The sequence below is a fragment of the Streptosporangium sp. NPDC053982 genome (assembly GCF_055585205.1).
The window spans coordinates 120,661-134,088 of the sequence record NZ_JBVJKQ010000021.1 but is presented as its reverse complement, the minus strand read 5'-3'; the positions used below and the strand labels follow the sequence as shown (position 1 = coordinate 134,088).

The following is a 13,428-nucleotide window of genomic DNA, read 5'->3' as shown; positions in this document are numbered from 1 at the left end:
TCATCCGTACGGACGACGCGGACTTGGCGCGGAGGTGGGTGGGTGTTCCGGCCGGCTTCAAAACGCCAGAAACCGTCGCGCCCGGGACCAGGCCGGAGGCCGGTCGAAACCAGACGGCAACCACAGCGCCGGCCGGAACACCCACCCACCGCAGCGCGAACCACCGCCCGACCCGGCGGGCGTGGACCCGCCCGAGCCCGGGGAAGCACCCCCGAGACGCGAAAAGCCCCGGCGCCGACTGCGGGGACCCGCCCGAGCGTCCGGCGGGGAAAGGCTCAGGCGGCGGCGATCAGGTCGGCGGCCCGTTCGGCGATCATGACGGTGGGGGCGTGGGTGTGCCCCCGGTTGATGGCCGGCATGACCGAGGCGTCGGCGACCCGGAGGCCCGCCACGCCGCGGACCCGGAGTGAGGGGTCCACCACCGACTCGTCGTCGGCTCCCATCCGGCAGGTTCCCACCGGGTGGTAGAGGGTCTCGCCGCGTTCGCGGACCCAGCGGGCGAGTTCCTCGTCGGTCTCGGCGCCCCAGTAGGGGTCCATCGGCGGCCCGGCGTACGGCTTGAGCGCCACGGTGGCGAACAGCCCCTTGGCGGCCCGCAGCCCGGCCACCAGCCGTCCGACGTCGGCCGGGGCCGACAGGTAGGCGGGGTCGATCACCACGTCACGACCGTCGAGGCGGATCCGCCCCCGGCTCTCCGGGTGCAGCAGGACCGCGCCGATGGTCAGCCCGTGCCCCTTGGGGCGGGTCAGGCCGTGGTCGACGAAGGGGACGGGCGCGAAGACCAGCTCGATGTCCGGGGCGGGCTCGTCGGGTGCGGTCCGGATGAAGGCGACGGCCTCGCCGACGTTGGAGGTGAGCATGCCCCGGCGGGCGAGCAGGAAGCGCAGCAGGTTGCCGGTCGTCTCGGCTCCGGCCAGCGTGATCGGCTCGGGGCAGTGCAGGATGATCGCCGCCGCCAGGTGGTCCTGGAGGTTGCGGCCGACCTGGGGCAGGTCGCGGACCGGTTCGATCCCCTGGGCGGACAGTTCGTCGGCCGCGCCCACCCCGGAGAGCATGAGCAGGTGGGGCGAGCCGATCGCCCCGGCCGACAGGATCACCTCCCGGCGGGCCCGCACCACCGCGCCGTCGCCGTACTCGACGCCGACGGCGCGGCCGTCCTCGATGAGGATGCGGCGGGCGGGGGCGGCGGTCATGATCGTGAGGTTGGGGCGTTTCGCGGCGGGTCTGAGGTAGGCGTCGGCGGCGCTGCAGCGCCGGCCGCGGTCCTGTGTGACGGGGGTGGGGCAGCAGCCCTCGTTGGAGGGGCCGTTCAGCTCCGGCAGGCGCGCGATCCCCGTCTCCTCGCAGGCCCGCAGGAAAGCCGCGGTGGCCGGGTTGGGGCTGCGCAACTCGGAGACGGCGATCGGGCCGCCGGTGCCGTACACGTCGCCGTGGTTGGAGCCGACGCGGCGCTCGGCCCGCCGGAAGTACGGCAGGACCTCGTCGTAGGACCAGCCGGGCACGTCCCATCCGTCGTAGTCGGCCCGGTGGCCGCGCACCCACATCTGGGCGTTCATCGAGGAGGAGCCGCCGAGCATCCGGCCGCGCGGCCAGTACAGCCGCCTGCCGGACATGCCCGGCTGCCCGACGGTGGAGAAGTCCCAGTCGCGGGGGGTCTTGAAGAGCTTGGGGAAGGCGACCGGCACCCGGACCTCGAAGGCGTCGTCCCGGCCGCCGGCCTCCAGGAGCGCCACGGTCACCGCCGGGTCGGCGGAGAGACGGCCGGCCAGCACGCAGCCGGCGGACCCGGCTCCCACGATCACGTAGTCGTACACCATGCGCCAGCACCCTTCGACATACGGACGGTGTCGGCTCGCCTCCCCCGTGAGCGGGCTCACATCTGCATACTCCTCCGTCGATTACCCGTCAATTTGTGACCTGGCTTACCTACCGGCAGGTATCTCAGACTGCGAGTATGGGCTCGTCAGAAGCCTGTCCGGAGGAGGACGCCCATGCTCAACCTGTCGATCGTGCTGGAGGACAGCGCCCGGCAGCAGCCCGATCGCACCGCCCTGGTCTTCGGTGATCTGCGGCTCCCCTACTCCCTGGTCGACACCATCGCCAACCAGGTCGCCAACCTGCTGGTCTCCCGCGGGATCGGCAAGGGCGACAAGGTCGCGCTGGCCTGCCCGAACCTGCCCTACTTCCCGTTCGTGTACTACGGGATCCTCAAGGCCGGCGCCGTGGTCGTGCCGCTCAACGTGCTTCTGCAGACGAGGGAGATCACCTACCACCTGGAGGACTCCGAGGCCAAGGCGCTGTTCTGCTTCGAGGGCACCCCGGAGCTGCCGCTGGGCGCGCGCGGCCGGGAGGGGTTCGAGGGGGCGGCGGGGACCGAGCACTTCTTCGTGCTGCCGGCGACCGCGTTCGCCACCGAGTCCGAGCACGGCGAGACCCTGTGGGCGGCGCTGGACGGCGTGTCCGGCGAGTTCGAGACCGTGCAGACCGCGCCGGACGACACCGCGGTGATCCTCTACACCAGCGGCACGACCGGCCAGCCGAAGGGCGCCGAGCTCAGCCACCAGAACATGGTGCTCAACGCCATGGTGTCGGACGAGATGTTCCCCCGGGGCGACGACGGCGACGCGTTCCTGGCGGCGCTGCCGCTGTTCCACTCCTTCGGCCAGACCGTCGTGATGAACCTCGGGTTCCGGCGCCGCGGCACCGTCGTGCTCATGCCGCGCTTCGATCCGGGTGAGGCGCTGACGCTGATGCGCGAGGAGAAGGTCACCCTGTTCGCGGGCGTGCCGACGATGTACTGGGCCATGCTGACGAAGGTCCACGCCGACGGCGACGAGGTGCCGACCACGCTCCGGGCGGCGGTCGCGGGTGGTTCGGCCTCCCCTGCCGAAGTTCTCAGGGACTTCGAGGCCACGTTCGGCATCGGCATCCTGGAGGGGTACGGCCTGTCGGAGACCTCCCCGGTGGCCTGCTTCAACCAGCCGGGCCGGCCGACCAAGCCCGGCACGATCGGCACTCCGATCTGGGGTGTGGAGATGAAGCTGATCGACGCCGACTGGAAGACGGTCGAGGGCGAGGGCCCCGGGGAGATCGCGATCCGCGGCCACAACGTGATGAAGGGCTACTACAACCGGCCCGAGGCGACCGCCGACGCGATGCGGGACGGCTGGTTCCGCACCGGGGACATCGCCGTCCGCGACTCCGACGGCTACTACTCGATCATCGACCGCGTCAAGGACATGATCATCCGGGGTGGTTTCAACGTCTACCCGCGCGAGCTGGAGGAGGTGCTGATGACGCACCCGGGGGTCTCCCTCACCGCCGTGGTCGGGGTGCCGCACGAGTCGCACGGCGAGGAGGTCAAGGCGTACGTCATCCGCACGCCGGACGCGACGGTCACCGAGCAGGAACTGTCGGAGTGGTGCAGGGAGAACATGGCGGCCTACAAGTATCCGCGGATCATCGAGTTCCGCGAGTCCCTGCCGATGACCGCCACCGGGAAGATCCTCAAGCGCGAGCTGCGCTGAGCCCGGCCCGGCGACCCCCGGTACGGCCCACCCGGTCTCACCGGGCGGGCCGTACCGGGTGGATCAGGGCCAGTCGAGGGCGGGGCGCAGCGGCACGCGGGAGTCGCCCCGCGAGTCGAGTTTCACGCCGAGCACCTGGTGGAGCTGGACCTTGTTGCGTTCGAAGCCGACGATGCAGCCGGCCATGTAGAGCCGCCAGACCCGGGCCGTGCCCCGGCCGACCTCGGCGACCGCCTCGTCCCAGTGCTCGTCGAGGTTGTCGCACCAGTGGCGGAGGGTCCTGGCGTAGTGCTCGCGCAGGTTCTCCTCGTGGCGGATCTCGAAGCCGGTGTCCTCCATCTCGCGGACGAGGTGGCCGACCGACTCCAGCTCGCCGTCGGGGAAGACGTAGCGGTTGATGAACCCGCCCCCGTTGAACGTCTTCTCCTTGCCGGTGGGCCGGGTGATGCAGTGGTTGAGGAGCCGGCCGCCGGGGACGAGCTTGCCGTACAGGAAGCGGAAGTAGTTCGCCAGCTGGTCCTTGCCGATGTGCTCGGTGAGGCCGATGGAGCTGACCGCGTCGAAGCCGCTCTCGGTGACGTCGCGGTAGTCCATGTGGCGGACTTCGGCCAGCTCCTCCAGCCCGGCCTCGGCGATCGCCTTCTGCGCCCACTCGGCCTGCTGGCGCGAGAGGGTGACGCCCAGCACCTTGACGCCGTACTCACGGGCGGCGTGCATGACCATGCCGCCCCAGCCGCAGCCGACGTCCAGCAGCCGCATCCCGGGCTTGAGGCCCAGCTTGCGGGCGACGAGGTCGAACTTGGTGAACTGCGCCTCCTCGAGTGTGGCGTCCTCCCGGGGGAAGGTCGCGCAGGTGTAGGCCATGGAGGGGCCGAGCACCCACTCGTAGAAGGTGTTGGAGACGTCGTAGTGGTGGTGGATCGCCTGGGCGTCGCGCTCCTTGGCGTGCCTGCTGCCCAGCCTGGCCAGCATGCTGCGGCGCACCTCCTGCGGGGGTGGGGGCACGCGCATCAGCAGGGGCTTGAGGCCCAGGGCGCGGACGGCCGCGACCTTCTCGCTCGCCGGGATGTCGTCGAGCGTGATCGACCACATCCTCGACAGCAGCGTGTACATGTCCCCGTGCACGTCGAGATGACCCGACACGTAGGCCCGCGCGAGACCGAGCTCGCCGGGGGCCTGCGCCAGGTAGGCGACGGCGATGGGGGACCTGATGTCGATGGCGAGGTCCGCGCTGGCGGGGCCGGCCTTGCTGCCGTCGTAGGCGGTGAGGCGGACGTTCGCCTCGGGCCCGACGACCTTTTCGAAGATCTCTGCGAGTTTCACAGAATCAACTCCTAACGCCCCCGAACACACTTGTCGTAGAGGTCGAGCAACCGGCCGGTGGCGTCGTATGCCCGCTTCACCGGCCAGTAGACCGGACCGTTATAAAACTTCCAGAACTCGTCCCGTTCGTAGAACGAGGTGGAGTACAGGGACTTGTGGCCGTCGAGCCTGTGGACCTCGTTCTCGATCATGCGGTTGTGGTAGCCGTCGAACTGGCCGCGGGGCAGCGGGACCGTTCCCCAGAACCCGAAGTTGACGTAGAGGCGGCCGGGCTCCAGCGGGTAGAGGGGCCACCGTCCCGACGACTTCAGCGGGCACATCCACACCGGGGTCATGCCGACCTTGTCGTGGAAGAACTCCAGGAACTCCGCGCCGCGCTCGACGGGCACCTCGATGTCCTGGATGACCGACTCCTGCACGGGCCGGCCGCGCCAGCGGTCCACCCGGGCGGTCACGCCGTACCTGCGGTCCAGGCCGACGAGCCTGCGGTAGACGTCGGAGCGCATCCACTTGCGGGGCATCATCGAGCGGACCAGGGCGCCCTGCACGCCGAAGGCGCGCGAGCACCAGAACCAGTCGGTGTCCCAGCGCCACAGGTAGTCGCGGACGGTCAGCCAGTCGCGCGTCCGGGTCTGGATCGACCGGTAGTAGATGCGCATCCCGGTGTAGTCGGACAGGTACGGTGCCTTCTCCGCGAACTGCCCGACGGTGATGTAGAGCTCGTCCGGCCCGAAGTAGGTGCCGTCCACGAAGTCGGCCCGCTCGCCCTCGTGCTCGCCGCTCTCGCAGATCTCCCGCATCGCGGCCATGCACTTGTCGGCGTCGGTGAAGGGGATGTGGGTGAGCCGGACGTACGGCTGGACGGGCTTGAGCCTGATCCGGATCCGGAGGGCGTACCCGAGGGTGCCGTAGGAGTTGGGGAAGGCCCGGAACAGGTCCCGGTGCTCGTTGTCGTCGCGCGCCACGACGACCCGGCCGTCGCCGGTGAGGATCTCCAGTTCCTCCACCGACTCGTGCGGCAGTCCGTCGCGGAAGCTGGTGGACTCGATGCCGAGCCCGGTCACCGCACCGCCCAGCGTGATCGTCTTCAGCTGCGGCACGACGTACGGCATGAGCCCGTGCGGGAGGGTGGCGTCCACCAGATGCTCGTAGGTGGTCATGCCCTGCACCTCGGCCGTCATGGCCACCGGGTCGACCTCGATGACCTTGTCGAGGTCGCGGGCCGACAGCCTGGCGCCGCGGGAGGAGTCGCGGAAGCGGAACAGGTTGGTCGTGGCCTTGGCCAGCCGGGGCGCCGCGTCCTCGGGAATCTCGGCGTAGGCCTGCCTGATCTGTTCGACGGCCCGGCGGTGCGCCGCCATCTCCGTCATCTGTTCCACAGGACATTCACCCCCGGAGCACTCATAGGAAGATCGCCTCTAGCACGGTATATCTCGCATGTCGTCGGAGCCAGACGGGACACGTTAAACGCGCGGAAACTCTACGCCCGCCCCGTCCGGCGGCGGACGACCACCCCCGCCTCATTGACCACATCGGTCACGGGGCGGCCGTCGAGGGCGGCGCCGAGGTTGTCCAGGACCCGCCGGACCAGCCGCCCGGTGGCCTGCGCGGTCACCCCCGCCACGTGCGGCGACAGCAGCACCCGGGGGTGGCCGCGCAGCGGGTCGTCCGCGGGGAGCGGCTCGGTCTCGAACACGTCGAGCGCGGCTCCGCCCAGGTGCCCGGAGGAGAGGGCGGAAAGCAGGGCCGTCCCGTCGACCACTCCCCCGCGAGCCGCGTTGACCAGCAGCGACCCGGCGGGCATCCGCAGCGGGTCGACCAGCCCCCGGGTCTCCTCGGTCAGCGCGATCACCACCACCAGCACGTCGGAGGAGGCGACCAGCTCCGGCAGCGGCCGGTGGGCGTAGGGGGTCTCGCGGGGCCGCCGGGTCCAGTAGGACACCTCGCAGCCGTGCGCGGCGAACATCCGCCCGCACTCCCGGCCGATCGGGCCGAAACCGACGATCCCGACGCGCGAGCCGTACAGCTCCCTGGGGCCGAGGTCGAGCTGCGGCCAGCCGCCGGCGCGGACCGCGGCGTCGGCCTCGGGCAGCCGCCGCGACAGCGAGAGCGCGGCGGCGAGGCACCATTCGGCCACCGCGACGGCGCTCACCCCGGCGGTGTTGGCCAGCGGAACGCCGGCGGCGGCCAGCGCGGCGAGGTCGTGGCCGTCCACGCCCACCGAGGGCTGCTGCACGAACGCCAGCCGCGGGGCGGCGCGGACGGCCTCGGCGTCGAGCGCGAGCCCGCCGCTCCAGTCGCCGACCACGATCTCGGCGCCGGCCAGCGCGGCGAGCAGCCCGGCGCGGTCACGGCTCTCCGGGACCGACACCTCCACCCGGCCGCCGAGCGGGCCGAGCAGGCCGCGCAGCGCCTCCGCGGGCAGCGGAGGCAGTGCCAGCACCCGCCAGGGGGCCTCACCGGTCATCTCATTCGCCTCCCCGCGGGTGGAAGCTCGCGAAGATCTTCTCCATGAGCCCGGGGCGTCCGTTCCATCCCTCGGCGGCCGTCCAGCTCAGCACGAAGACCGTGTCTCCGACGCCGACGAACCGGCGCGTCTCGCGGTAGGTCACGCCCGGCTTGGCCCACGGCGCGCCCCCGATCTGGTCCGTCTTCCAGGTGAACGTCCAGTCGAGCCCGGAGCCGTAGGCGAGCGGGATGTTCGCCGTCTTCTCGGTGAGGATCTCGCTCCACTGGGCGGTGTCGTCCCGGACGGTCTCCTGGAGCGAGTCCAGGTTCCCGGCGTTCTCGGGGAGCACCTCGACCCCGAGGTGGGCCTGGCCGTCGGGGCTGAGCCACTGGGTGTAGTTCGTCTCGGCGGCCCAGTCGCCCCGCCAGCCGGCCGGGTAGCGGATCGTCCAGTTGTCCGGGGCTTTGGCCTGCCAGAGCCGCAGCTGCTGGGCGGGCTTCCTGGGCTTGGTGGGGGTGGGGCTGGGCGAGGGCGAGGCGCTCGGCGTCGCCGTGTCGCCGGGCGTGCCGGTGCCGGCCGGTCCCACGGTGGCGGTCTGCGTGACCGGAGGCGCCGCGGAGGGGTCGGGCTCGCCGTTCCCGCTCATCGCCAGGGCCGCGGCGCCGCCTCCGCCGAGGACGGCCACGGCCGCCGCGATCAGCGCGATCCGCCCGGCGTGCCACCGCTCCCGGGCAGGGGCGTGGGACCCGGTGGATCTGGAGGACCGGGAGGTCCCGGTGGTCCCGGTGGAGCCGGTGACTCCGGGGGCCCCGGAGAACGCGGGGGTCTCCGCCGTACGGTGCCGGTCGGCACGGCGGGGCCCCGTCGCGTCGCGGCGCGGCCCCGCGGGCGCGGCGCCGCTCGCCTCGGCCAGCAGCAGGTCGGCCTGCTCGGCGGTGAGCCGGTGGGCCGGGTCGCGCTGGAGCAGGCCGGTGAGCACCTCGCGCATCTCCGGCGGCACCCGGCTGAAGTCGGGCTCCTCGGTGATGAGCGCCCCGAGGGTGGCGATGGCCGTGGGCCGCTCGAAGGGGCCCTGGCCCAGCAGCGCCGCGTAGAGGGTCGCGCCGAGCGACCACAGGTCGGACCAGGGGCCGGAGGGGCCCGCGGTGGCACGTTCCGGCGGCAGGAAACTGGGCGAACCGGTCACCATGCCGGTCTGGGTCAGCGAGGCGTCGCCCTCCAGGGTGGCGATGCCGAAGTCGGTCAGCACGGCCCGGCCGTCGTCGGCCAGCAGGATGTTGCTGGGCTTGACGTCGCGGTGCAGGATGCCCGCCTCGTGGGCCGCCCGCAGCGCCGACAGCACCTGGCGGCCGATCCCGGCGGCCTGGTGGACCGGCAGCGTGCCCGCCTGGTCCAGGCCGCGGGCCCGGACCAGCTCCATGACGATCCAGGGACGGCCGTCCTCCTCGGCGACGTCGTAGACCGCCACGATGCCCCGGTGGTTGAGCCGCGCCGCCGTCCTGGCCTCACGGGAGGTGCGGGCGAGCTGGCGCTCGCGCTCGTCCGGGGGGAGGTTCGGCGGCAGCAGCACCTCCTTGATCGCGACGGGCCGGTCGAGGAGGGTGTCGTATCCCTCCCAGACCACGCCCATGCCGCCCCTGCCGATCTCTCTCAGCAGCCGGTAGCGCCCGGCGACCACCCGTCCACCGTCCGGATACGTCATCACTGACCCCTAGATCCCATCGGATAAGCCGTAAGTTTCCCACACCGACCGGCCGCGGGTGGTCCGGCGCGGACGTCTTGCCACCCGGAGCCGAATGTTGTTCTACTTGGCCCCGGAGAGGAGATCGCATGGAGCGCGTGACCAGGAGCGGCCCGCTGTCCGGGGTCCGCGTGCTGGAGCTGGCCGGCCTGGCCCCGGGACCGTTCGCCGGGATGATGCTGGCCGACCACGGGGCGGAGGTGCTGCGGGTCGACCGGGTGACCGCGGTCACGGCGGCCGGGAACCGGCCGCGCCGCGACGTGATGGACCGCGGCAAGCGGACGATCGGGCTGGATCTGAAGTCGCCCGAGGGGGTGGCCGCGTTCCGGGAGCTGGCCGCGCACGCCGACGTGGTCATCGAGGTCTTCCGGCCGGGCGTCGCCGAGCGCCTCGGCATCGGCCCCGAGGATCTGCGGGCCGTCAACCCCCGGCTGGTGTACGGGCGGATGACCGGCTGGGGCCAGGAGGGCCCGCTGGCCGCGACCGCCGGGCACGACATCGACTACATCGCCGTCGCGGGCGTGCTGTCCATGCTGGGCCGGGCGGGCGGCAAGCCCACCCCGCCGATCAACATCCTCGGCGACTTCGCCGGCGGCGGCCTCATGCTCGCCTACGGCGTGCTGCTCGCCCTGTTCGAGCGGGAGCGGACCGGCCGGGGCCGAGTGGTGGACGCGGCCATGGTGGACGGCGCCGCGACCCTGTTCGCCATGTTCTACCAGGGCGTGCAGAGCGGCTTCTGGGGGCCGCGCGGCACCAACCTCCTCGACACCGGCGCGCCGATGTACGACACCTACGAGACCGCCGACGGGGGGTTCGTCGCGGTGGGCGCGCTGGAGCCGCAGTTCTGGGCGGAGATGGTCGCGCTGATGGGCCTTTCCGACCTGCCCGACCGCGACGACCGGGCGCGCTGGCCGGAGCTGCGCGAGCGGCTGGCCGAGGCGTTCCGCTCCCGGACCCGGGCCGAGTGGGAGGAGGTGTTCGCCGGGTCGGACGCCTGCGTCGTGCCCGTCCTGGACCCGGCCGAGGCCGCCGAGCACCCGCACAACCGGGCCCGCGGCACGTTCGTCGAGGTCGGCGGGGTCCTCCAGCCCGCGCCCGCGCCGCGGCTGGAGGGTGCGGACTCCCCCGATCTCGCCCCCGCGACCCTCCTCTCCGACCTGTCGGACTGGGGGCTGGACCCGGAGGCCGCCGAACGACTGCGCGCCGCGGGCGTGCTCGCCTGAGCCGGTCCGGCCCCTGCCTGAGGGCGGTGCATCCGTAGTGGATGTGCCGCCCTTTGTCATGCATATTGTGTCGAATGTAGTAGATGTACTACATTCGATGGCATGAGTACTGCGGTGAGCGTCCGCGGGTTGCGGATGGCGTACGGCACGGCCGAGGTGCTGCGGGGCATCGACCTCGACATCCGGCGCGGCGAGATCTTCACACTGCTCGGGCCCAACGGCGCGGGCAAGACCACCACGATCGAGATCCTGGAGGGCTTCCGGAACCGGTCGGCGGGCGAGGTGAGCGTGCTGGGCGCCGACCCGGCCCGCGCCGGCGACGCCTGGCGGGCCAGGCTCGGAATCGTGCTGCAGAGCTGGAGCGACCACGGCCGCTGGGGCGTCCGGGAGCTGCTGGCCCACATCGGGGAGTTCTACGACCACCCCCGCGATCCCGACGAACTGCTCGCCGTGCTGGGGCTCACCGGGCAGGCGGCGCAGCGGGTGAGCCGCCTGTCCGGCGGCCAGCGCCGCCGCCTCGACGTGGGGCTCGGCATCGTGGGCCGGCCGGAGCTGCTGTTCCTGGACGAGCCGACGACCGGCTTCGACCCGGAGGCGCGCCGGGAGTTCCACCTGCTGGTGGAGAGACTCGCCGCCGACGGCATGACGGTGCTGCTGACCACCCACGACCTCGCCGAGGCCGAGAAGCTGGCGCACCGCACCGCCATCCTCGTCCGCGGGGAGATCGTCGCGTGCGGGAGCCCGGCCGAGCTGGCCGACGCCGTACGCGCCGAGTCGCAGGTGCGGTGGCTGGAGGACGGCCGCGAGCGGGTCCTCACCACGGCCGACCCGTCGCGGGCGGCGTGGGAGCTGCACGAGCGGTTCGGCGGCCCGGTGCCGGGCCTGCAGGTCCGGCGCCCGTCACTGGAGGAGAACTACCTGAGCCTCATCGGGAGGGCGGCATGACCGGAACGGCCACGACACCCACGACGACCCCTCCGGGCGGCGCGACCGCCGGGACGCCCCGGGCGGGAGGCGGCGTGAACGCCAGGGCGCTGCGCGTCGGGCTGCGGCGGGGCTGGACGGAGTACGTCCACCTGGTCAAGGACCGCAGAGAGCTGATCACCAACCTGGTCGGCTCGGTCGGGATCTTCGCACTGCTGATCCTGTGGATCGGCGACGGTCCGGTGGAGGGTACCGGCGTCTCCCGGGCGACGTTCATGACCGTCGGCTTCCTGGCGTTCACCGTCTTCTCCAACGGCCTCATGGCGCTGCCGATGGCGCTGACCAACGACCGGGAGGACGGCACGCTGCTGCGGCTGCGCACCCTCCCCGGCGGCATCACCGCCTACCTCACCGGGCGGGCGGTGACCTTCCTCTGCCAGATCGTCGTACAGGGCGCGCTGATCCTGGCCACCGGCGTGGTCGTCGGCGGCGTCGGACTGCCCCGCGACTGGCTGACGCTGACCTGGGTGCTGCTGCTCGGCACGGTCGCGGTGGTCCCGCTGGGCGCCGCCATCGGCTGCCTGCTGCCCAACCCGAAGACCGCCGCGGGCGTCGTGGGCCTGCCGATGATGATCCTGATGGTGACCTCCGGCGTCATGCTCCCGGTGACCTTCATGCCCGAGCCCGTCCAGTGGGTCTCGCAGGCGTTCCCGCTCTACTGGCAGGGGCTCGGCCTGCGGGCGGCGTTCATGCCCGACGGCATGCTCGCCGCGGAGATCGGCGGCGACTGGCGGCTGCCCTGGGTGGCCGTGGCGCTCGGCGCGTGGGCGGTCGCGGGGATGCTGCTGGCCCCGGGGCTGGTCCGGCGGGTGACCCGGCGGGAGTCAGGGTCCCGGCTCGCCGAGCGGCGACCGGCCGCCCAGGCGTCCTGAGAGCTGGGAGACTACCGTGGTGGCCACGGAAGACGTCTACAACAGGATCTCGGTGCTGCGGGCCGAGCGCGGCGTCTCGCGCAAGGACCTGGCCGCCGCGCTGGGCGTCCACTACCAGACGATCGGCTACCTCGAACGCGGCGAGTACAGCCCCAGCCTGCACCTGGCCCTGCGCATCGCCGCGTACTTCGAGGTGCCCGTGGAGATCGTCTTCTCCCTGAAACCGTTCCCCCGACTCGGCAGCGAGGTGAAGTGATGGGCGGGATGACCCCCGAGCAGGTGGAGAGGCACTCCCGCTCCTGGCCGCCGCGTTCCTGGTATGCCACCCGCCGCAGCCGCCGCACCCTGGCGGCCGTGGGCACGGCCGCGGTCGCGCTGGCCTGGATCAGCGCGATCGTGTGCTGGTTCTTCGCACCCAGCTCCCTGGCGATGTGGACCACCTTCGTCCTGTGGGGAGCCGCGATAGCGATCTACACGACGGTCTACGCGGCGCTCGTCGGAGCCACCCGCGGCGTCATCGGCCTCGCCGGGCAGCACCTCGACGAGCGCCAGGCCCGCGAACGCCGCCGGCTCCAGGCCGACGCCCACCGGGGCACCACGATCATGCTCTACGCGGTGCTCGCGCTCGTCCTCCTCGCCGTCACCGGCGCGAAGGCGTCGGTCGTCGAGGTCCCGGTGGCCGCGATCGTCCTGTTCGCGTACGCCATGATCGTGACGCACCACATCCTGCCGTCCCTCCTGGCGGCCTGGCGGATGCCCGACCCGCCGCAGGACGACGACGAGGACGACTGAGGGACGGCCCGGCGGGAGGCCGGTCGGTCACCGGGTCAGCCCATCGAGGTGAAGACCGCGGCGTAGAGGTCCACTCCCTCGGGACGGTGGACCTCCAGGTCGGTGGTGAAGGCCCGGGGCGGGGTGCCGCCGGACTCGGTGTGCTTCCACAGCCGCTGCCAGGCGTCCCGCAGCGTCTCGGGCATCTGCCCGCGCGCCTCCAGCTTCAGGCACGGCACGGCGGGCACCCGCACCGCGACCATCCCCTCGGGCATGGCGGCGGCGCTCCGTACCGCCACCCCGACGATCACCGTGTAGGCGCCGTGGTGGCCGCTCTCGTAGTCGGTGTACACCGCGTAGACGTTCTCGTCCACCCTGCCCGGGACGTGGGCGAACGCTCCGGGGACCCCGACCCGCGCCCACAGCGCGGCCAGCCGTCCCCGGCCCTCCCCCTCCTCGGCGTTCGACGTCCGTACGGCACGGCCGACGACCAGCGACTCCGGCCGATCAACGACGATCACAACGCCTCCCATGGCCA

General features: G+C 72.3%; 12 protein-coding genes. 6 read left to right on the top strand and 6 right to left on the bottom strand.

The annotated features are described in order from the left end of the window. Nucleotides 1-275: 275 nt before the first annotated feature. Nucleotides 276-1,817, bottom strand: a complete 1,542-nt coding sequence (locus ACZ6W9_RS33095) for a GMC family oxidoreductase (protein ID WP_389969109.1) — start codon at nucleotides 1,815-1,817, stop codon at nucleotides 276-278. A 174-nt stretch (nucleotides 1,818-1,991) separates the two neighbouring features. On the opposite strand from ACZ6W9_RS33095, the gene ACZ6W9_RS33090 reads away from it, so the two are divergent. Further along, a complete protein-coding gene (locus tag ACZ6W9_RS33090; RefSeq protein WP_389969107.1) occupies nucleotides 1,992-3,527 on the top strand; it encodes a long-chain-fatty-acid--CoA ligase in 1,536 nt (511 codons plus the stop codon). 63 nt (nucleotides 3,528-3,590) lie between these two features. Here ACZ6W9_RS33090 and ACZ6W9_RS33085 read toward each other — a convergent pair whose 3' ends face one another. The 4 genes from ACZ6W9_RS33085 to ACZ6W9_RS33070 all read right to left on the bottom strand — a co-directional run bounded on the left by ACZ6W9_RS33085 (nucleotide 3,591) and on the right by ACZ6W9_RS33070 (nucleotide 9,001). Beyond that, nucleotides 3,591-4,850, bottom strand: a complete 1,260-nt coding sequence (locus ACZ6W9_RS33085) for a cyclopropane-fatty-acyl-phospholipid synthase family protein (RefSeq protein WP_362937712.1) — start codon at nucleotides 4,848-4,850, stop codon at nucleotides 3,591-3,593. An 11-nt stretch (nucleotides 4,851-4,861) separates the two neighbouring features. Further along, the gene (locus tag ACZ6W9_RS33080) at nucleotides 4,862-6,220 is read right to left on the bottom strand and encodes an FAD-binding oxidoreductase (protein WP_389969121.1); all 1,359 of its coding nucleotides are present in this window, start codon (nucleotides 6,218-6,220) and stop codon (nucleotides 4,862-4,864) included. A gap of 110 nt (nucleotides 6,221-6,330) precedes the next feature. Further along, nucleotides 6,331-7,317 carry an NAD(P)-dependent oxidoreductase gene (locus ACZ6W9_RS33075; protein ID WP_389969105.1) on the bottom strand — a complete coding sequence of 329 codons (987 nt, stop codon included), beginning with the start codon at nucleotides 7,315-7,317 and terminating at the stop codon, nucleotides 6,331-6,333. A gap of 1 nt (nucleotide 7,318) precedes the next feature. Next, entirely contained in the window at nucleotides 7,319-9,001 is a 1,683-nt protein-coding gene (locus ACZ6W9_RS33070; protein ID WP_389969103.1) for a serine/threonine-protein kinase, read from the bottom strand. 128 nt (nucleotides 9,002-9,129) lie between these two features. Between ACZ6W9_RS33070 and ACZ6W9_RS33065 the strand changes: the two genes are divergently transcribed. The 5 genes from ACZ6W9_RS33065 (at nucleotide 9,130) to ACZ6W9_RS33045 (ending at nucleotide 12,911) form a co-directional block, all read left to right on the top strand. Further along, nucleotides 9,130-10,263, top strand: coding sequence for a CaiB/BaiF CoA transferase family protein (locus tag ACZ6W9_RS33065; RefSeq protein WP_470121275.1), 1,134 nt, complete (start codon nucleotides 9,130-9,132; stop codon nucleotides 10,261-10,263). Nucleotides 10,264-10,365: 102 nt separating this feature from the next. Next, a complete protein-coding gene (locus tag ACZ6W9_RS33060) occupies nucleotides 10,366-11,208 on the top strand; it encodes an ABC transporter ATP-binding protein (protein ID WP_389969099.1) in 843 nt (280 codons plus the stop codon). Continuing rightward, nucleotides 11,205-12,119 (top strand): ABC transporter permease, encoded by a 915-nt coding sequence (locus tag ACZ6W9_RS33055; RefSeq protein WP_389969097.1) that lies wholly within the window; start codon nucleotides 11,205-11,207, stop codon nucleotides 12,117-12,119. The genes ACZ6W9_RS33060 and ACZ6W9_RS33055 overlap by 4 nt, the downstream gene beginning before the upstream one ends. Nucleotides 12,120-12,135: 16 nt before the next feature. Continuing rightward, nucleotides 12,136-12,375, top strand: a complete 240-nt coding sequence (locus tag ACZ6W9_RS33050) for a helix-turn-helix transcriptional regulator (RefSeq protein WP_389969095.1) — start codon at nucleotides 12,136-12,138, stop codon at nucleotides 12,373-12,375. Next, a complete protein-coding gene (locus tag ACZ6W9_RS33045) occupies nucleotides 12,375-12,911 on the top strand; it encodes a hypothetical protein (protein ID WP_389969093.1) in 537 nt (178 codons plus the stop codon). The genes ACZ6W9_RS33050 and ACZ6W9_RS33045 overlap by 1 nt, the downstream gene beginning before the upstream one ends. Before the next feature lie 35 nt (nucleotides 12,912-12,946). Here ACZ6W9_RS33045 and ACZ6W9_RS33040 read toward each other — a convergent pair whose 3' ends face one another. Continuing rightward, nucleotides 12,947-13,411: a GyrI-like domain-containing protein gene (locus ACZ6W9_RS33040; RefSeq protein ID WP_470121272.1), complete on the bottom strand. Its 465-nt coding sequence runs from the start codon at nucleotides 13,409-13,411 to the stop codon at nucleotides 12,947-12,949. Nucleotides 13,412-13,428: the final 17 nt, after the last annotated feature.